Raw genomic sequence first — 18408 nt, 5'->3', positions numbered from 1 at the left:
TCACAGCAGGACGAGCGCGGCGATCGCCCCGCCGGAGAGCAGCCAGAGCGGGTGCAGTTTCGTCGCTGCTGAAAGGCCCGCTACGGCGGCCGTGATGGCGCCGAGAAGCCACTCGGTCGTCGTCGCCTCCGTGATCAGCCACGCGCTGGCCACCACCAGCCCCACCGTCATCGGCACCAGCCCGGCCTGCACCACCTTGCGCCAGGGCCGGTCCTTGAAGCGCCGCCACAGCCCCAGGACGACCCCGGTGAGAATCGAGGAGGGGCCGAACTTCGCGATCGAGGAGACGAGCAGGCCGGGCCAGCCCGCCACATGCCACCCCACCAGCGGCACCACCATCATGTTCGGCCCCGGCGCCGCCTGGGCGAGGGCGAAGAGGGCGGAAAAGTCCTGCGCGCTCATCCAGCGGTGCACCTCCACCACTTGGCGCTGCATCTCCGGCAGGATGGTGTTCCCGCCGCCGAAGGCGAGGAGCGAGAGCTGGGTAAAGATGACGGCGAGGGCGACGAGGGTGCTCACCGGCTGAACCGCCAGGTCGCGAGGATGCTGAGGGGCGCCAGCACGGCCATGCTGGGGAGAAGCGGCAGGCGCAGCACGGCGATGGCGAGCATGGTGAGGAGGACGATCGCCAGCGCCACCGGCCTGGACCGCAGCGGCCAGAGCATCTTCCACGCCGTCGAGACGAGAAGGCCCGCGGCGGCGGCGGCGAGGCCCATGAAGATGTGCTGGAGGGTCGGATCGTCCTTGTACCCGTCATAGAGGACGCCGAGGCCGACCACCACCGCGGTCGGGCCGAGGATGAGGCCGAGCAGGGCCGAGACGGCGCCCGCGACGCCCCGGAACTCCAGCCCCACCGCGACGGAGAGGTTGATGATGTTGCCGCCCGGCAGGAAGTGGCAGAGGCCGAGCAGTTCGGTGAAGTGATCCGGCGTCAGCCAGCGCCGGTTCTCCACCAGCATGCGGCGGGCGAGGGGGAGCACGCCGCCGAAGCCCATCAGGCCGAGGCCGAGGAAGCCGAGGAAGAGGTCGGCGCAGCCTGGCGGCGGCTTGCCGGTGCCGGTTCCGTCCGGCGGCAGGGTGGCCGCGCTGCTGCTCGGGCTTCGCATCCGTTCCGGCTCCCCTGGTTTCGGTATCCCGCGGGATGCGCCCGGCGGCGCGGGATGTCCAATGCGCGGAGGTCAGCCCCGCGTGGCGTCCAGCGCGGCCTGGAGCATGTAGGCCGCCGCCGCCGCGTCCACGGCCTTCGCGCGCTTCGCGCGGGAGAGGTCGGCCTCGATCATCATCCGGTTCACGGCGGAGGAGGAGAGGCGCTCGTCCCAGAGCGCCACGGGCAGGCCGCTGGCGTCCGAGACGGCCATGGCCCAGTCCTTCGCGGCCTGGGCGGCTGGGCCGAAGGAACCGTCCATCCCCAGCGGCAGCCCGCAGACGAGGCCGCCCGCGCCCTCCTTCTCCGCGATGCGCCGGATCTCGGCGGCGGTCGGCGCCAGCTTGCCGCGGGGCAGGGCGGCGTAGGGGGAGGCGAGCATCAGCAGCACGTCCGAGAGAGCGATGCCGATGATCTTGCTGCCGGGATCCAGCCCGATCAGCCGGGCGTGGCGGGGCAGGGCGGCGCGGAGCTGGGGGAGGGGGGTGACGGGCATGTCAGCGCGCCGAGGGACCGACCCAGAGGCGGCCGGCGGCGTAGGAGAGCCACAGGCGGCGTGCGCCGAGGATGTCCTGGCCGAGCACCAGGTCCACGGAAAGGGAGGGCGGCAGGGGGGCGAGGACGATCGGCATGGCCGCGGTGACGTACCTCCCGAGGTTCAGCGTCGCGCCCTCATGGATGCGGAACTCCGCCGCCTCCCCGCCCGTGCCGAAGACGGTGCCCGCCGAGGGGGCGCGCAGCGCGCTGGCGGGGATACCGAAATTTGCGATCCGGTCCTGCCGCAGCACGGTGCGGACCGCGCCCGTGTCCAGCAGGGCGCGGGCGGGGCGGCCGTTCAGGCGCAGGGGGAGGATCACCAGCCCCTCGCTCGTCACCTCGGCCGGGATTGCCTCGGCCGGCCAGGGGGGCGCGGCGTCGATGCAGGCGGGGCTGTCGTGCAGCACGGCGCGGCCGGCGGGCAGGTCCAGCTCCAGCGCGCCGTGGCGGAGCAGGTCGGCGCCGACGATCCCGGCGATCCCGCCCTCTTCCTCGCTGCCCGGGGCGACGGGAATGGAGAGGTTCGGGAAAACCCGGCGGCCGATAGCAAAGTGGCGCAGCACGGCGTTGGGCAGGCGGGAGGTGCCGCCAACACCGGTGATGGGGGTGGAGCGGTCCGGGTCCATCGTGAGGCCGAGCGCCACGGCGGCCTCGGGGCGCAGCATGGTGAGGCTGGAGCCGGTGTCCAGCACGAAGGGCAGCGCCGCGCCGTTCGCCTGGGCGAGGACGATCGGCAGTGGCCCGGCCGCCGCGGGGCCGAGCAGGGCGCGGACGGCGGGGGAGGCCGGGGCGGCGAGGATCAGGCGCTCCCCCTCGCCCGCCGGGCAGGCGGCCGAGGCGGCGCCGGTCCCCAGGAGCAGGGCGGCCAGGAGGGCGGGAAGGGTGGTAAGACGCGTCATGCCGGTGCGATATGCGCCCGCGCCGCCGGGCCGGGAAGGCGCTGCCCCTTGACTTGAGGGGGGGCGGCGGCTTCCTGAGGGCTCTTCGCCTTCAGACCAGGACGTTCCATGTCACTCGACTTGCAGACCGTGAGGCGCGTCGCGTCGCTCGCCCGGCTCCATCTGGAGGAGGGCGAGGACCACCGCCTGCAGGCGGAGCTGAACGGCATCCTCGGCTGGATCGAGCAGCTGCAGGAGGTGGATACCGCCGATGTGGAGCCCCTGGCCGGCGCCGGGGCTGCCGCGATGCCGATGCGCGACGACGTGGTGACCGATGGCGGTCAGGCCGCGGCCGTTCTGGCCAACGCGCCGGACCGCGCCGGCGAGTTCTTCGCCGTTCCGAAGGTTGTCGAGTGATGCACCCCACCGATTTCACCATCCGCGGCGCGCTCGAGGCGCTGAACGAGGGCATCGTCACCTCGGAGGCGCTGACGCAGGCGCATCTGGAGGCGATCCAGGTGCTGAACCCGCGGCTGAACGCCTTCATCACCGTGACGGCGGAGAAGGCGCTGGAGGCGGCGCGCGCCTCCGACAAGCGGCGGGCAGACGGGCTGGCCGGGAAGCTGGAAGGCATCCCGCTGGCCATCAAGGACCTGTTCTGCACGGCGGGCACCCGCACCACGGCGGCCAGCCGCATCCTGGGCGAGTTCACCCCGCCTTACGAGAGCACGGTGACATCCAACCTGCTGCGGGACGGGGCGGTGTTCCTCGGCAAGGTGAACCTGGACGAGTTCGCCATGGGCTCGTCCAACGCCACCTCGGCCTTCGGCGAGGTGGAGAACCCTTGGCAGCGCTCCAACGACGACGGCGTTCGGCTGGTGCCGGGCGGCTCCTCCGGCGGGTCCGCGGCGGCGGTGGCCGCGCGGCTGGCGCTGGGCGCGACGGCGACGGACACGGGCGGTTCCATCCGCCAGCCCGCGGCCCTCTGCGGCATCGCCGGGATCAAGCCGACCTACGGGCGCTGCTCCCGCTGGGGCGTGGTGGCCTTCGCCTCCTCGCTTGATACGCCCGGGCCTGTGGCCCGCACCGTGGAGGATTGCGCCCTCCTGCTGGAGAGCATGTCCGGCCATGACCCGAAGGACAGCACCAGCGCCAACCTGCCCGTGCCGGACTTCGCGGCGGCCTGCGCGCGCGGCGTGAAGGGGCTGAGGATCGGCGTGCCGAAGGAGTACCGGCTGGAGGGGATGCCGGACGAGATCGAGGCGCTGTGGCAGCAGGGCCTGGACTGGCTGCGGGCGGAGGGCGCGGAGATCGTGGACATCTCCCTACCGCACACGAAGTACGCGCTGCCGACCTACTACATCGTGGCGCCGGCGGAGGCCTCCTCCAACCTCGCGCGCTACGACGGCGTGCGCTACGGGGCGCGGGTGGACGGCGAGGACCTGAAGGACCTGTACGAGCGCACGCGCGCGGCCGGGTTCGGGGCCGAGGTGAAGCGGCGCATCATGATCGGCACCTACGTGCTGAGCGCCGGCTACTACGACGCCTACTACCTGAAGGCGCAGAAGGTGCGCGCGCTGATCAAGCGCGACTTCGACTTCGCCTTCCGGGACGTGGACGCCATCCTGACGCCGGCCACGCCCTCCGCCGCCTTCCCGGCGGGGGAGAAGCAGGACGATCCGGTGGCGATGTACCTGAACGACGTGTTCACCGTGACGGCCAACCTGGCGGGCATCCCCGGCATGACGGTGCCGGCAGGATATGACCGGCACGGGCTGCCGCTGGGGCTGCAGGTGCTGGCGCGCGACTTCGACGAGGAGACGGTGTTCGCGGTGGGCACCACGATCGAGAAGGCGGCGGCGCTGAAGGCACTGCCGCAGGTGAGGGCTTTCGCATGAGCTACACCATCGACGGCGAGACCGGCCCCTGGGAACTGGTGATCGGGCTTGAGGTCCATGCCCAGGTTACCAGCAACGCCAAGCTGTTCAGCGGCGCGGCCACGGAATTCGGCGCGGAGCCGAACTCCCAGGTCAGCTTCGTGGACGCGGGCTTCCCGGGCATGCTGCCGGTGATCAACCGGGAATGCGTGGCGCAGGCCGTGCGGACCGGGCTGGGGCTGAATGCGCAGGTAAACCCCTGGTCGCGCTTCGATCGGAAGAACTACTTCTACGCGGACCTGCCGCAGGGCTACCAGATCAGCCAGTTCGCCCACCCGATTGTGGGCACGGGCGTGATCACCGTGGAGTTGTCGGACGGCGGCACCAAGGAAATCGGGATCACCCGCCTGCACCTGGAGCAGGATGCGGGCAAGTCGATCCATGACCAGCACGCCACGAAGAGCTTCATCGACCTGAACCGCTCCGGCGTGGCGCTGATGGAGATCGTGTCGGAGCCGGACATGCGCTCGCCGGAGGAGGCGGGCGCGTATCTGACGAAGCTCCGGCAGATCCTGCGCTACCTCGGCACCTGCGACGGGAACATGGAGCAGGGCTCGCTGCGGGCGGACGTGAACGTCTCCGTCCGCAAGGCCGGCGAGGGCTTCCGCACGCGTTGCGAGGTGAAGAACGTCAACTCCATCCGCTTCGTCATGCAGGCGGTGGAGGCGGAGGCGCGGCGGCAGATCGAGGTGTGGGAATCCGGGGGCACCGTCGATCAGGAGACGCGGCTCTTCGACACCTCGCGCGGCACCACGCGCTCCATGCGGTCCAAGGAGGACGCGCACGACTACCGCTACTTCCCGGACCCGGACCTGCCCCCGCTGGTGGTGGACCCGGCCTGGATCGAGGAGCTGCGCGCGGGCCTGCCGGAACTGCCGGATGCCCGCCGCACCCGCTACGTGAACGATTTCGGGCTCTCGGCCTACGATGCCAGCGTGCTGACCGCGGAGAAGGAGACGGCCTCCTTTTACGAGGAGGTGGCCGCGGGACGCGACCCCAAGGTGGCGGCGAACTGGGTGACGGGCGACTTCTTCGCCATGCTGAACCGCCTGGGGAAGGGGATCGAGGACAGCCCGGTCTCGGCGAAACACCTCGGCGCCCTCCTGGACCTCATCGCGGACAAGACCCTGTCCGGGAAGATGGCGAAGGAGGTGCTGGAGGCGATGGGCGAGACGGGCGAGGCGCCCGGGACCATCGTGGAGAGGCGCGGGCTGCGGCAGGTAACGGATACGGGGGCCATCGAGGCCGCCGTGGACGCCATCATCGCCGCCAACCCCGACAAGGTGGCCCAGTACAAGGCCAAGCCGACCCTGTTCGGTTGGTTCGTGGGCCAGGTCATGAAGGCCATGAAGGGGCAGGGGAACCCGGCCCTGGTGAACGAGGTGCTGAAGGCGAAGCTGGACGCCTGATCCGGGGCGGCGCCGGGACTTGCGATCCGGCGCCGCAACGGCATATGCCGCGCATGGCGCGTATTCGTTTTGTTCTGGGCGATCAGCTGACGCGGGACCTGTCCTGCCTGCGCGACCTCGCGCCCGGTGACGTGGTGCTGATGGCGGAGGCGCACGAGGAAGCCACCTACGTCCGCCACCACCAGCGCAAGATCGCCTTTCTCTTCTCGGCCATGCGGCACTTCGCGGCGGGGCTGGCGGCCGAGGGGGTGACGGTCGACTACGTCAGGCTGGACGATCCGGGGAACACGGGGGGCTTCGGCGGGGAGTTGGAGCGGGCGCTGGGGCGGCACGACGTCTCCGGCGTCGTGGTGACCGAGGCGGCGGAATGGCGCGTGCGCGCGGCGCAGGACGGGTGGGCGGCGGCGCTGGGCCTGCCGGTGGAGGTGCGGGAGGACGACCGGTTCCTCTGCCGGCACGAGGAATTCGCGCGGCTGGGGCGGCCGGGCACGCCGCTGGTCATGGAGGGCTTCTACCGCCGGATGCGGCGCCGGACCGGCTATCTGATGACCGAGGAGGGCGAGCCGGAGGGCGGGCGCTGGAACCTGGACGAGGAGAACCGTGCGCCGATGCCCCGCGGGGTGCGGCCGCCGGACCGCCCGGGCTTCGAGCCCGACGCGACCACGCGGGACGTCCTGGCCCTCGTCGCCCGCCGCTTCGGCAACCATTTCGGGCGGCTGGACGGGTTCGACTATCCCGTCACCCGCGCCCAGGCCCAGGCCTATCTCGGCTGGTTCGTGGCGGAGGCGCTGCCGGGCTTCGGCACCTACCAGGACGCGATGCGGCAGGGCGAGCCGATGCTGTTCCACTCCCACCTCTCCGCCCTCATCAACTGCGGGCTGCTGACAGCGGCGGAGTGCTGCGAGGCGGCGGTGGCGGCCTACCACGACGGCGCGGCGCCGCTGAGCGCGGCGGAGGGCTTCGTGCGGCAGCTCATCGGCTGGCGCGAGTTCATCCGAGGCGTCTACTGGCGGGAGATGCCGGGCTACGGCGAGCGCAACGCGCTGGGCGCGGACCGCCCGCTGCCGGACTTCTTCTGGACCGGTGAGACGGAGCTGAACTGCCTTCGCCAGGCGATCGAGGGCACGCGGGACAACGCCTACGCCCACCACATCCAGCGGCTGATGGTGCTCGGCAACTTCCTGCTGCTGGCGGGCATCGACCCGAAGGCGGTGCAGGAATGGTACCTGATCGTCTACCACGACGCCTACGAGTGGGTGGAGATGCCGAACGTGGTCGGCATGATCCTCTACGCCGATGGCGGGCTCTTCGCGACAAAGCCCTACGCGGCCTCCGGCAACTACATCCATCGCATGTCGGACTACTGCGCGCACTGCCGCTACGACGTGCGCAAGCGCCTGGGCCGGGGCGCCTGCCCGCTCAACCTTCTGTACTGGGACTTCGTGGCGCGGCACCGCGACCGGCTCTCCCGGAACTCGCGCGCGCGCCACGCCGTTCAGACCCTGGACCGCATGGACCCCGCGCGGCTGGAGGCGGTGCGCCGCGAGGCGCAGGCCTTCCTGGACCGGCTTTCCTCCTCGGGAACCTACTAGGCGGCCGCCCGCGGCGCGGCGGCGCGGTTGCCGCCCGGCTCGTCCTCGGTCGGCAGCTCGCAGCGGTTGTGGATGTCGGTGGCGGCCACCGCGGCGTGGCCCATCGCCACCACGATCTGGTTCAGCCCGCGCACCACGTCGCCGGCGGCGTAGAGGCCGGGCACCGTGGTGCGGCAGTGGTCGTCCACGATCAGCGCGCCCGTCTCGTCGCGCTCGGCCCCGAGATCGGTGGCGAGGCCGGAGCGGACCTGGAGGCCGAGCGCGGAGTAGAGCGTCTCGAAACGGTGCTCCTGCCCGCCGAGGCGGATGGCGGAGATCCGGTCCTCCTCCGTCTCCAGCGCCTCGATCGGGGCGGTGAGGAGGCGGATCCCGTGCTCCTCCGCCCGCGCCCGGTCCTCGGGGGACAGCGTCTCGCCGAGGGTGAGGAGGGTGACGTCCCGCGTGTAGGTGCGGGCGATGAAGACCGCCTCCCCCAGCCCGCGCGCGCCGTGGCCGAGGATGGCCACCTTGCGGCCGCGCGCCTCGTAGCCGTCGCAGATCGGGCAGTAGCGCAGCAGGCCGCGGTTCAGGGCCTCGTGCAGGTCGGGAAGGTCGGGCGGGGTGTCGCGGCAGCCGGTGGCGAGCAGCACGCGGCGGGCGCGGAGGGGGGCGCCCCCGGCAATGGAGGCCACGAAATGGTCCTCCTCGCGGGACAGGGCCGTCACCTCAGCGCGGCGCGGGGTGATGCCGTAGCGGGCGAGGCTCTCCCTCTGCCTGGCCAGCATGTCCCGGCCGCCGATCCCCTCCGCGAAGAAAGGGAGGTTATGGCTGCTGGGGATCCAGGCCGCGCGGCTGTCGCCGGCATCAACGAGGGCGAGGCGGCGCCGGAACCGGGCGAGGTAGAGGGCGGCGGTCAGCCCCGCCGGGCCGCCGCCGATGATGAGGGCATCGAGGATGCCGTCTTCCGCCCCGCGTTCCGCCATCAGCCACCTCCGCGCGCCGGTCAGACGCGCGGGGGGCATGGTCGGTTTCTTCGGGAAGCGCCGGCTTGACGGCGCGCTGGGTCGCTACCGCCCAAGCGAGGCAATGACACCGCGGTTGTAGGAGCGGATCATGCCCGGGATCAGCAGGGCGTCCACCAGCAGCCACAGGCCGATCAGGAACAGGCCGAGATAGCCGATGAAGATCGCCGTCAGCGCCCAGGAGACCATGCTGACCACGAGCATGACGAGGCCGCTGCCGACCCGCCCGGCGTAGAAGCGGTGCACGGCGAACCAGCCGAGCACGAACCAGAGAATGTAGGCGACGAGCACGGATCGCTTCTCGGCATCGTAGCGCATCATCGCCGCGGCGTCGTTCAGGCCGGGGCTGCCGGTGGTGGGGATACGGCCGGACATGCGGTTGTGTTCTCCTGTGGTGCTGAGGGCTTCGCGGGCGGGTTCTAGCGCCGTTCCACCCGCATCGGCATGCCCCGCGCGGGGCGCAGCGTGATCCGCATCTGCAGCCCGGGATCGAAGCCAGGGGCCGGCCGCAGCCGCAGCGCGGGCAGGAGCGTGCCGAGGATGGCCGTCGCCTCCTCCAGCGCGAAGCCGAGGCCGATGCAGATGCGCGGGCCGCCGCCGAAGGGCAGCCAGGCGTAGCGGTGGCGGGCCTTCGCCGCCGCGGGATCGAAGCGCGAGGGGTCGAAGCGGTCCGGTTCGGGCCAGACATCCGGCAGGCGGTGCGTGGCGAGGACGGGCAGGAGGACGTTGGCGCCGGCTTCCACCCGTTCCCCGCCCAGCGTCACGGCGCGGGTGGTCGTGCGGGCGACGATCGGGGCGGGCGGGTAGAGGCGCAGCACCTCCTGCACCGCCTGCCGGGTGCGGGCGAGGGCGGCGACGTGCCGGGGCAGCAGCGGCCCGCCCCCGGTGGCGGCGCCGATCTCGGCCAGCAGCCGCGCCTCCTCCTCCGGGTGGTGGGCGAGGAGGTAGAAGGCCCAGGTGAGGGCGAGGGCGGTGGTCTCGTGCCCGGCCGTGATGAAGGTGAGAAGGTTGTCGGCAATGTCGCGGTCGTCCATCGCCTGCCCGGTCTCCGGGTCGCGCGCGGCGAGGAGGGAGGCGATGAGATCGTCCCGTTCCGACCCCAGCCGCCGGCGCTCCTCCACCAGCCGCAGCAGCTCCCCGCGCAGGTAGTCCCGCGCGCGGGCGGCGCGGCGCTGGCCGGGGAAGGGGGTCCATCCCGGCGCGCGGGCGAGGGCGAGGGCGTTCGACCAACCCGTGCTCGCCAGGTAGTCGGTGATGCCGCGCTCTACCTGCGCCACGTCGATGGCGCCGTGGCCGGAGAGCATCGTCTCCACGATGATGTCGAAGGTGGTCCGCATCATCTCGTGGCCGAGCTCCACCGTGCTGCCGGGCGGCAGGGCGAGCCAGCGGTCCCGCGTAGCGGCCGCGGCGTCCAGCATGGGCTGCAGGAAGCCGCTCACCCGGTCCGGGCGAAAGATCGGGGCCACGGCCCGGCGCTGCCAGCGCCAGCGCTCGCCATCCGCGGTGAGGATGGCGTCGCCGAGCGCGGGGGCCAGGGCACGGCGCATGGCGTCCGACTTCACGAAGGCGTCCGCCTCGGTCAGCAGGACGGTCTCGATCAGCTCCGGCGCGGTGACGAAGACGCGGTGCCGCCCCATCAGGGTGCGGCGGGTGAGGGGGGCCTCGAAGGCCTCCCTCGGCAGCGCCTCCAGCGGGTTGCGGATAATGGCCCGGAGCAGGGCGATGCTGCCGAGCGGCTCGTCCGGCAGGGCGAGGCGGGCGAGGTCGGGCTGATGGGTGTCCGGCATGGCCGGGCGCATATCGGCCCGCGCGCCGGCCGGTTCCAGGGCGGCCCGGCGGTGCGCCTTCTCATCCCCGTCCGGCGGGGCGATGCTGCCGCAAGGCCGGGGCGGATGGCGGGGACAGTCCCGTTGCGCGCCCGAGGCGGCATGAGGAGCGCGGATGATCACGCTGCACACGTGGAACACGCCGAACGGGCGCAAGATCAGCGTCGCGCTGGAGGAGATGGGGCTGCCCTACACGGTGAAGACCGTGAACATCGGCCAGGACGAGCAGTTCCGGCCGGAATTCCTGGCGATCAGCCCGAACAACCGCATCCCCGCTATTGTGGACGACGAAGGGCCGGGCGGGCAGCCGATCAGCCTCTTCGAGTCGGGCGCCATCCTGCTCTACCTCGGCGAGAAGACCGGCCGGTTCCTGCCGGCGGATCTCCGGGCGCGGGTGCCGGTGCTGGAGTGGCTGATGTGGCAGATGGGCGGCTTCGGGCCGATGCCCGGCCAGGTGCACCACTTCCTCATGCAGCCGGACGGGCCGGCCAAGGATTACGGGCTGGCCCGCTACGGCAAGGAGACGCGGCGGCTCTACGGCGTGCTGGACAAGCGGCTGCAGGGCCGCGACTTCGTGGCGACCGAGGGTGAGCCGAGCGTGGCGGATTTCGCCATCATCGGCTGGGCCTGGCGGCACGAGCGGCACCAGGTGCCCTTCGACAGCCTCCCCAACGTGGCGGCCTGGTACGAGCGGATGATGGCGCGCCCCGGGGTGAGCCGCGGCTTCGAGGTGGCGCTTTCCTGACGGGGGAGGTTTGACGGCGCCCCCCGGTGCGGCTAGAAGCGGGGCCTGCAACGCCGTGTTGACTTCCACTCCTGCGGAGGGGTGGCCGAGTGGCCGAAGGCGGCGGTTTGCTAAACCGTTATAGGATGTCAAGTCCTATCGTGGGTTCGAATCCCATCCCCTCCGCCATTTTCCCACCCTGATTGACGCGCCGCCGGGACACCCGGACGTGGGATCCCCGTGCCGGGTGCCTGTTCCCGTCACGTCGGCCGTGAGAAGTCTGAATCGCGGCGCTGGCCGCCAGCACGCTTCCGCGGCTTCGGCCGGGAAGCGCTGGCACTGCTTCTCACCCCTGGTCACTCCGCACCTCGCGCGCGCCCGCCTCAAACTTTCCGGCCCGGGTCCGACAGGCCGCCGATACGCTCCGCCGCGATGCGCTCCCGCAGCCACGCCGCTGCGGGGCCGCAGGGCCGCTGCTTGTGCCAGACCAGCTCCAGGGCGACGGGCCAGTCCCCCCGGTCGAACTGCAGGTCGGGCGTGACGAGGTCCGGCGCTGCCGGAGAGGCGGCGATGACGTGGTCCGACACAAAGGCCCAGCCGACCCCGTGCTTCACCATCTCCAGGATGACCCAGTGGCTCTCCACCCACCAAACCTCGGCAGCGACCCGGAGCCGGCGCTTCTCCGGCCCGTCGCTGCGGGCGGCGACGAGGATCTGGCGGTGGCGCTTCAGCTCCTCCCACTCCACCCGCTCCTTCGCCAGCGGATGGTCGCGCCCGCAGACGAGTTTCAGGGGCACCCAGCCGATGGTCTGGAAGCCCAGCTCCGTCGGCAACGCCTCCTGCCGCCACATCACGCCAAGATCGGCCGTGCCGGACCGCACCATGCGGCTGACATCCTCCATCAGCGGGAAGAGCAGCTCCAGCTCCACGAAGGGGAAGCGCCGGGCGAAGTCGGCGAACAGGGCGCCGAGCGCGTGCTCGGGGTAGAGCTCGTCGATCGCCACGACGAGGCGGTTCTCCACCCGCTGCTCCAGGCTCCTCGCTAGGCCGATCAGGTGCTCTCGCCGGTCGAGGACCACGCGCGCCTCTAGCAGCAGGCGCTCCCCCGCCGGGGTGAGCACCGGGTTCCGCCCCGCCCGGCTGAACAGCTCCAGCCCCAGATCGGTCTCGAGGTTCGCCACCTGCGCGCTGACGGCCGATTGCGCCTTCCGCAGCGCCCGGCCGGCCGCGGAGAAGGATCCGGCCTCGGCGGCCGCGACGAAGGCCTGAAGCTGCTCGAGCGACACGGCCATCTATCGGATTCCCGGATAGGTTCTAACTTGCTGGCGGGAGTATCGCAGATAGAAAGGGCCGTCTCACCGGGATTTTTCGGGATTAAGACCATGCGCAGCACACGCGACCGGATCCGCCACGCCCTTCTCTTCGAGGTATTCGGCCTCGCCCTCATCATCCCGCTCGGCACGCTGCTCTTCGGGCTGCACGCCTCCGACATGGGCGTGATCGGTGTCGGCAGCGCGATGGTCGCGACGGCGTGGAACTACGTCTACAACCTCGGCTTCGACCGCGCGATGCTGCGGCTGGCCGGGCACACGCGGAAGAGCCTTCCCCTGCGCGCGGCCCACGCCGTGCTGTTCGAGGCGGGGCTGCTCGTGATCCTGCTGCCGCCGATTGCCTGGTACCTCGGCATCGGCCTCGTCCAGGCGTTCGTCATGGATCTCGCGATCGCGGCCTTCTACGTGGCCTACGCCTTCGTCTTCAACCTGGCCTATGACCGCGCCTTCCCCCTCCCGGCCTGGCGTGCCGAGGCGGGGGCGGCGGGGTGATGAGGGTCCCCGGCGCCCCCGATCCGGTCCCGGCCCGCCGCTAAGCCAGGGCCGGTTCCCATGGGCTCTGGCAGCGCCGCCAGGTGCCGCCGCAGCAGCGCTGCCGTCTCCGGGCGGCGGTCCAGGCAGCGCGAGACCGGCCCCACGACCAGGATCGACAGCCGCCGGGGCTGGCCCGCGATGGGCAGCGCGACGCCCGCCAAGTCCGGCGTGTACTCGGCGTGGCTCTGGTGGAAGCCGCGCCGGTCCGCCTCCGCCAGCGCGGCCTCGACCGCATCGGGCGACATCGGCGTCGTCGCCGAGTAGGCCTCGAACCCGATCCGGCGGTAGAGCTTCTGCCGCTCGGCGAGGGGCGCTTGCGCGAGCAGGGCGCGTCCTGCCGAACTTGCATGGACCGGAACCCTGTCCCCCACCTGCGCGAAGTAGCGAACGGGCTGCTCGGACTGCTCCACGCAGAGGAAGATCGCGTCGGTGCCGGCCATCGTCGCGATCAGCGTCGTCTCGCCCGTCTCGCGCCGGACGGCGCGCACCAGCCGTTGCAGCTCGGGGGGAAGGGGATCCGCGCCGGCGACGGCCTCCGCGAGGGCGAGCCAGCGCGGGCTGGGATAGTAGCCGCTGCGCCCGGGCTGCTCGTAGAGGTACCCCTTCGCCGCGAGCGTCCCGACGAGGTTGAAGGTGCTGGAGCGAGGCCAGCCCAGTTCGTCCGCGATCTCCGCCGGCGTCGCGGGGCGGAGGCGGCGCGCGAAGTACTCGAGGATCTCCAGCGCGTTCGCGGCTTGTCTGACGAACATGGTCCTCTGCGCCCGAAAGATACCGCCGACCATGCCGCCGCGCCCCCCGAAATCAAGCCGCGCGAGGTCCCGTTTCACCTTCCTCGGTTCCGGATTGCCGTTGACCGAGATTCCTGTCCAGATATCCTGAATTCAAAATACTGAATAGGGAACGTTATGCGGCTCAAGGGCAAGCTGGCCGTCATCACCGCCGCCGCCTCCGGCATGGGGCGCGCCGGGGTGGAGTTGTTCGTGCGGGAAGGGGCGCGGGTCGCCGCGGTCGACATCGACGAGAGTGCCCTGGCGGCGCTGGTCCGCGACTTCGGGGCGGAGGGGCAGGTGCTGCCGATCCCGGCCGACCTCTCCACCGAGGAGGGGGCGCGGGGCAGCATCAACCGGGCGGCCGAGGCGCTGGGCGGGATCGACATCCTCTGGGCCCATGCCGGCATCCCCGGCCCGGCCTCGGTCGAGAACATCGACCTCAAGGGCTACGAGAGGTCGATCAACCTCAATGTTACCTCCGCCGTGCTCGCGGCGGGCGAGGTGGCGCGGCACATGCGCGCGCGGGGCGGCGGGTCGCTGCTCTTCACCTCCTCCATCTCCGGCCTCGTGGGATCGATGCTCAGCCCGCTCTACTCGACGGCGAAGTTCGCCGTGGTCGGGCTCGGCAAGTCCCTCGCGCTCAGCCTCGCGCCGGACCGGATCCGGGTGAACGTGCTCTGCCCCGGCCTGACGGAAACGCCGATGATGAAGGGGTTCATCGGCCGCAGCGGCGACCCGGCCGAGATGGCCGCGAACGGGCAGAAGTACCTCGCGGCCATTCCGCTTGGGCGGTTCGGGCGGGCGGAGGACGTGGCGCAGGCCGCGCTCTGGCTGGCCTCCGACGAATCCCTCTACGTCACCGGCGTCGCCCTGCCCGTGGACGGGGGCTACACCGCCCGCTGAGCATCCGACACGCTGCCCGGGCCGGGCCGCCCGGGGCGGCGGGCGGGGAGGGGCCGTCCTCCCCCACGCCCTCCGCGACGCGGCCCCGACAACGCAGAACGCAAGAGCGGAGGAGTTCAGGATGACGCAAGGGAACCAGGGGCCCGGCCGCCGCGCCGTGCTGGGAGCGGGGCTGGGCGCAGGGGCGCTGCTCGCGGGCGCGGGCACGGCAGGGCGCGCGCGCGCCCAGGCGGGCCAGCCGACGATCCGCATCGGCTTCCTCACGGACCTGTCCGGCCCCTACAAGGACATCACCGGCGAGACGGGCGCCATCTGCGCGCGCCAGGCGATCGCCGATTTCGGCGCGGCCGAGAAGGGCATGCGGGTCGAGGTGCTGCTGGCCGACCACCAGCACCGCCCGGATGTCGGCGTTGGCATCATCCGGGAATGGTTCGACCGCGGCGACGTGGACGTGATCCTCGACGTCGGCAACTCCGCTATCGGGCTGGCGGCCGGAAGCCTGGTGACGGAGCGGAACAAGATCCAGCTGAACACCGGCGCCGCCTCCTCGGACCTTACGGGGCGGTCCTGCAACGCCAACACGATCCACTGGCCCTACGACACCTGGTCCAACGCCAACTCCGCCGCGCGCTCGCTGCTGGCCTCCGGCGGCAACCGCTGGTTCTTCGTCACCGCCGACTACGCCTTCGGCAAGGCCATGCAGGCAGACGCCACCCGCATCGTGGAGGCCGGCGGCGGGCAGGTGGTGGGCTCGGCGGTTCATCCCTTCCCCGGCACCACGGACTTCTCCTCCTACCTCGTCCAGGCGCGGGCGCGCCGCGCGAACGTCGTCGCCTTCGCCAATGCGGGCGCGGACACGCTGAACTGCGTGAAGCAGGCGGCGGAGTTCGGCCTCACCCGCGCCGGCATCCGCCCCGCGGCGCTGGTGGCCTTCATCCAGGACATCAAAGCGCTCGGCCTCGACGTCGCGCAGGGCCTGACGATCAGCGAGAGCTTCTACTGGGACCTGAACGACCGCACCCGCGCCTTCACGGAGCGGCTGCGGCCGCGGCTCACGAATGGCGGCATGCCGAACATGGACCACGCCGCCGCCTACTCCTCCACCCTGCATTACCTGAAGGCCGTGTCGGAGCTCGGCGTGGCGCGCGCCAAGGCGGACGGGCGCGCGGTGGTGGCCGCCATGAAGGCGATGCCGACGGACGACGACTGCTTCGGCCGCGGGAGCGTGCGCGCGGACGGGCGCAAGATCCACCCGATGTACCTCTTCGAGGCGAAGAGGCCGTCCGAGAGCACGGGCCCGTGGGATCTCCTGAAGCTCGTCGGCACCACGCCCGCCGAGCAGGCCTTCCGGCCCCTGTCCGAGGGCGGGTGCTCGCTGGTCACGAACTAGGCCGAGGACGGGCGCGGTGGCCCAGGTCACCGCGCGCTCCGGCGGCCCGGCGGCGGGGCAACGGGCCTGTATAACCACGGCCAATCGGCCACCGACCCCGCCCGCAGAACTACTCCCCGACCTTTGCCGGGGCCGCTGCCCTTCCCGGATAGGGCGCGCCGGTTCCATCCAGCGCTGGCGGCTTGTCCGAGGGAAGCGGGACGAGCAGCGCGCAGCCATAGGCCATCAGGGCGAGGATCACGCCCGCGACCAGGAGCCGACGCCACGGCAGCCGGCCGGTGCCGGGCAGGACCTGTTTCGCGGGGCGCGCCTTCGCCGGCCCGGCGGCGGGCTGCGGGCCGCGGCGCACCTGCGCCGGAACCGGGCCGGCGGCCTTGCCCCGGGAAGCGGATGGACTGGGTGCGGCCGGCCCGGTGTCGGATCGCTCCATCGCCGTCCGCTGGGCACCGGAGCGTCGGGGGGCGGCCCTCGGCGGATCGCCCGGCACGAAGCGGAGCTGCTGGCCGGCGACAGTGACGCGGAGCGTGCGGCCCCAGGCAAAGTCGAGCCGGTCGCCCTCGATACCGTCGGCGAAGACCACCCCGCCCTCGTTCATGCGGGAGACGACGAGGAGCGCATCCTCCCCCTCGAGCCGCCCGCGCACGAGGCTGGCCCCAGTTGCCGGGCTCGGCCAGGGCTCGCGCACCAGGAACATCGCCGCCGGCTCCTCGGGGCGGAGATCGACGGTGACGCCCGTCGCGCGGCCGATGGAGAGGGCCCATCCCGTTGCGCCCGTGCCGCTGGCCACGATGAGGCCCGAGGAGGACTGCGCCTCCTCCCGCCCGGCATGGCGCAGGCTGTAGCGGGCGGACTGGTGGCTGGAGTGGCCCACGAAGACCTCGTTCAGCGCCAGCAGGAACTGGCCGTCGTCCAGCTCGGCCCGGATCATGGTGCGCGGCTCCGTCCGCAGCGTGCCGGCCGCCGCCGCGGGCAGCATCGCGGCCGCCGCGGCGGCGGTGTGCGGGACGAGGACCCCGGCGTTGCGCGCGGGATCGGCGTTCACGCCGATCACCGGCTGGCCCGAGAGGTACTTGGCGACGTTCGCCACCAGCCCGTCCTGCCCGACGGCCACCACCACGTCCTCCGGCCCGAAGAGGAAGCGGTCCAGCTCGGCGCGGCGGACGGAGGCGGTGCGCCAGCCCTTCGGCACGGCCGCGCGGATCTCCGCCAGCAGGGCGGCAACGTGCTCCCGCTGCGCGTCCAGCCCCTCCAGGGTCTGGTCCCCGAGACCTCCGGACCGGCGGCGCATGAAGGCGGCGGCCTGGCCCCGCGTGGCGTGGCGGGCCAGCAGGCCCTCGTACTCGGTCTCGCGCGTGACGAGGACGAGCCTGGGGGCGAGGGCGCCGCTCACCGGTCCGGCGGGGCGCCCCTGGGCGCGTTGCCGCCGGGCCCGCCGCCGCCCGGTGCGGACGGCACCGCGTCGCGCCCGCGCAGCACGCCGCTCAGCGCGGCGGTGAGGTCCGGCGTGACGTTGAGCGTCTCGATCTTCGTCAGCTTCTCCGCAAAGGCGCGGAGCACCAGGGACTGCAGCACGGCCGGATCGGTGTCGCGCAGCAGGGCCAGGCGCTCGCCCTCGGCCGCGTTGCGGGCCGCTTCCACCACGCGGATCCGCGCCGCCTCGGCCTCGGAGCCGATCCGCCCGGCCTCGGCCCTGCCCTCCGCCTGCCGGCGCGCGTTCTCGTCCTCCTGCGCGATGAGGGCGGCCTGTCGCCGCGCGAGTTCCACCTTCGTGGAGAGCTCGTTCTCGGCGATGGCGCGCTCCTTCTCCACGGCCTGGGCGCGGCGGGTGAAGGCGGCCTCGTCCGCCATGCCCTGCGCGCGCTCGAAGGTCGGCGTCTCCAGCGCGCGGGCCAGCTCCGCGCTCGGGATGAGGCCGGCGATGCGAACGGTGACGACGGAGAGGCCCATTTCCCGCAGCCGGGGATCGGCCGCGAGCGACGCCGCGATCCCGTCCTGCAGCGGCGCCGCGCCTTCGGCAAGGAGGTCGTGCACGGGCCGGTGCTCCAGGTAGCGCGCGGCCTGGTACTGGGCGAGGCCGATGAGAAGGCTGGCGATCCGGTCCAGCGGGTCGGTCCGCAGCCGCCCGGTGCGGAGGTCGATGGTAAAGTCCACGCGGGAGGCCAGCGCTTCCGGCTCCGCCGCGCGCCAGGTGATGGTGCCCTGCACGGTGATGACCTGGTAGTCGCGGGACCGGGCCTGGAAGACGAAGTCGGTGTCCCGGTCGTCGGCCGGCACCTCGGCGATGCTGGTGCGGTCCGGGCGGAACCAGAAGGCGAGGCCGCGGCCGGAGCGGACGCGCTGGCCGCGACGGAAGGTGATGACGTGGCTCGAGGCCTCGCTGCGGAGGTGGCGGTACGCGAAGAACCAGGTGATCTCGGCCATGCCCGGGCATG

19 protein-coding genes and 1 tRNA gene are annotated in these 18408 nt (G+C 72.3%); 9 read left to right on the top strand and 11 right to left on the bottom strand.

Translation table 11 applies throughout. The features are described 5' to 3' along the window. The 4 genes from VQH23_RS22740 to VQH23_RS22725 all read right to left on the bottom strand — a co-directional run bounded on the left by VQH23_RS22740 (position 1) and on the right by VQH23_RS22725 (position 2580). Positions 1-519: a chromate transporter gene (locus tag VQH23_RS22740; protein WP_338662950.1), complete on the bottom strand. Its 519-nt coding sequence runs from the start codon at positions 517-519 to the stop codon at positions 1-3. Then, the gene (locus VQH23_RS22735) at positions 516-1106 is read right to left on the bottom strand and encodes a chromate transporter (protein WP_338662949.1); all 591 of its coding nucleotides are present in this window, start codon (positions 1104-1106) and stop codon (positions 516-518) included. Before VQH23_RS22735 ends, VQH23_RS22740 begins: the two co-directional genes overlap by 4 nt. Before the next feature lie 72 nt (positions 1107-1178). After that, positions 1179-1640, bottom strand: a complete 462-nt coding sequence (ruvX, locus tag VQH23_RS22730; RefSeq protein ID WP_338662948.1) for a Holliday junction resolvase RuvX — start codon at positions 1638-1640, stop codon at positions 1179-1181. Between the two features lies 1 nt (position 1641). After that, complete coding sequence (locus tag VQH23_RS22725) at positions 1642-2580, bottom strand: retropepsin-like aspartic protease (RefSeq protein ID WP_338662947.1); 939 nt, start codon at positions 2578-2580, stop codon at positions 1642-1644. Positions 2581-2688: 108 nt separating this feature from the next. Here VQH23_RS22725 and gatC point away from each other — a divergent pair, with 108 nt between their 5' ends. Genes gatC through VQH23_RS22705 form a run of 4 tightly spaced genes read left to right on the top strand, consistent with a single transcriptional unit; the run spans position 2689 to position 7497 of the window. Next, positions 2689-2976, top strand: coding sequence for an Asp-tRNA(Asn)/Glu-tRNA(Gln) amidotransferase subunit GatC (gatC, locus tag VQH23_RS22720; protein WP_338662946.1), 288 nt, complete (start codon positions 2689-2691; stop codon positions 2974-2976). Continuing rightward, positions 2976-4457 (top strand): Asp-tRNA(Asn)/Glu-tRNA(Gln) amidotransferase subunit GatA, encoded by a 1482-nt coding sequence (gatA, locus tag VQH23_RS22715; RefSeq protein WP_338662945.1) that lies wholly within the window; start codon positions 2976-2978, stop codon positions 4455-4457. The genes gatC and gatA overlap by 1 nt, the downstream gene beginning before the upstream one ends. Beyond that, complete coding sequence (gene gatB, locus VQH23_RS22710) at positions 4454-5905, top strand: Asp-tRNA(Asn)/Glu-tRNA(Gln) amidotransferase subunit GatB (RefSeq protein WP_338662944.1); 1452 nt, start codon at positions 4454-4456, stop codon at positions 5903-5905. The genes gatA and gatB overlap by 4 nt, the downstream gene beginning before the upstream one ends. Positions 5906-5958: 53 nt before the next feature. Continuing rightward, positions 5959-7497: a cryptochrome/photolyase family protein gene (locus tag VQH23_RS22705; protein WP_338662943.1), complete on the top strand. Its 1539-nt coding sequence runs from the start codon at positions 5959-5961 to the stop codon at positions 7495-7497. Here the strand turns inward: VQH23_RS22705 and VQH23_RS22700 are convergent. From VQH23_RS22700 to VQH23_RS22690, 3 genes are read right to left on the bottom strand one after another with little or no spacing between them, the layout of a single operon-like run. Continuing rightward, on the bottom strand, positions 7494-8498 hold the full coding sequence (locus tag VQH23_RS22700) for an NAD(P)/FAD-dependent oxidoreductase (RefSeq protein WP_338662942.1): 1005 nt from the start codon (positions 8496-8498) through the stop codon (positions 7494-7496). The genes VQH23_RS22705 and VQH23_RS22700 overlap by 4 nt on opposite strands. Before the next feature lie 45 nt (positions 8499-8543). Beyond that, positions 8544-8873, bottom strand: a complete 330-nt coding sequence (locus tag VQH23_RS22695; protein ID WP_338662941.1) for an NINE protein — start codon at positions 8871-8873, stop codon at positions 8544-8546. A gap of 44 nt (positions 8874-8917) precedes the next feature. Then, positions 8918-10285: a cytochrome P450 gene (locus VQH23_RS22690; RefSeq protein WP_338662940.1), complete on the bottom strand. Its 1368-nt coding sequence runs from the start codon at positions 10283-10285 to the stop codon at positions 8918-8920. A 154-nt stretch (positions 10286-10439) separates the two neighbouring features. Here VQH23_RS22690 and VQH23_RS22685 point away from each other — a divergent pair, with 154 nt between their 5' ends. Together VQH23_RS22685 and VQH23_RS22680 are read left to right on the top strand one after the other, a co-directional pair. Continuing rightward, a complete protein-coding gene (locus VQH23_RS22685; protein ID WP_338662939.1) occupies positions 10440-11069 on the top strand; it encodes a glutathione S-transferase N-terminal domain-containing protein in 630 nt (209 codons plus the stop codon). A gap of 75 nt (positions 11070-11144) precedes the next feature. After that, a tRNA-Ser gene (locus VQH23_RS22680) sits at positions 11145-11237 on the top strand. Between the two features lie 194 nt (positions 11238-11431). Here the strand turns inward: VQH23_RS22680 and VQH23_RS22675 are convergent. Next, complete coding sequence (locus VQH23_RS22675) at positions 11432-12340, bottom strand: LysR family transcriptional regulator (protein WP_338662938.1); 909 nt, start codon at positions 12338-12340, stop codon at positions 11432-11434. A 90-nt stretch (positions 12341-12430) separates the two neighbouring features. On the opposite strand from VQH23_RS22675, the gene VQH23_RS22670 reads away from it, so the two are divergent. Beyond that, a complete protein-coding gene (locus tag VQH23_RS22670; RefSeq protein WP_338662937.1) occupies positions 12431-12871 on the top strand; it encodes a PACE efflux transporter in 441 nt (146 codons plus the stop codon). On the opposite strand, the gene VQH23_RS22665 is transcribed toward VQH23_RS22670, so the two are convergent. Continuing rightward, positions 12814-13662: an IclR family transcriptional regulator gene (locus tag VQH23_RS22665; RefSeq protein WP_338662936.1), complete on the bottom strand. Its 849-nt coding sequence runs from the start codon at positions 13660-13662 to the stop codon at positions 12814-12816. The two genes, VQH23_RS22670 and VQH23_RS22665, sit on opposite strands and share 58 nt — an antisense overlap. Positions 13663-13818: 156 nt before the next feature. On the opposite strand from VQH23_RS22665, the gene VQH23_RS22660 reads away from it, so the two are divergent. Both VQH23_RS22660 and VQH23_RS22655 read left to right on the top strand, forming a co-directional pair. Beyond that, on the top strand, positions 13819-14586 hold the full coding sequence (locus VQH23_RS22660) for an SDR family oxidoreductase (protein ID WP_338662935.1): 768 nt from the start codon (positions 13819-13821) through the stop codon (positions 14584-14586). Positions 14587-14707: 121 nt separating this feature from the next. After that, entirely contained in the window at positions 14708-15976 is a 1269-nt protein-coding gene (locus tag VQH23_RS22655) for an ABC transporter substrate-binding protein (RefSeq protein ID WP_338662934.1), read from the top strand. A 109-nt stretch (positions 15977-16085) separates the two neighbouring features. On the opposite strand, the gene VQH23_RS22650 is transcribed toward VQH23_RS22655, so the two are convergent. After that, positions 16086-17366 (bottom strand): hypothetical protein, encoded by a 1281-nt coding sequence (locus VQH23_RS22650; RefSeq protein WP_338662933.1) that lies wholly within the window; start codon positions 17364-17366, stop codon positions 16086-16088. After that, complete coding sequence (locus tag VQH23_RS22645) at positions 17363-18397, bottom strand: SPFH domain-containing protein (protein ID WP_338662932.1); 1035 nt, start codon at positions 18395-18397, stop codon at positions 17363-17365. Before VQH23_RS22645 ends, VQH23_RS22650 begins: the two co-directional genes overlap by 4 nt. Between the last annotated feature and the right edge of the window lie 11 nt (positions 18398-18408).

It is taken from the genome of Pararoseomonas sp. SCSIO 73927 (assembly GCF_037040815.1).
GTDB lineage: Bacteria > Pseudomonadota > Alphaproteobacteria > Acetobacterales > Acetobacteraceae > Roseomonas.
Note: the sequence above shows the minus strand (reverse complement) of the source record. Positions and strands in the feature narration are given on the sequence as shown.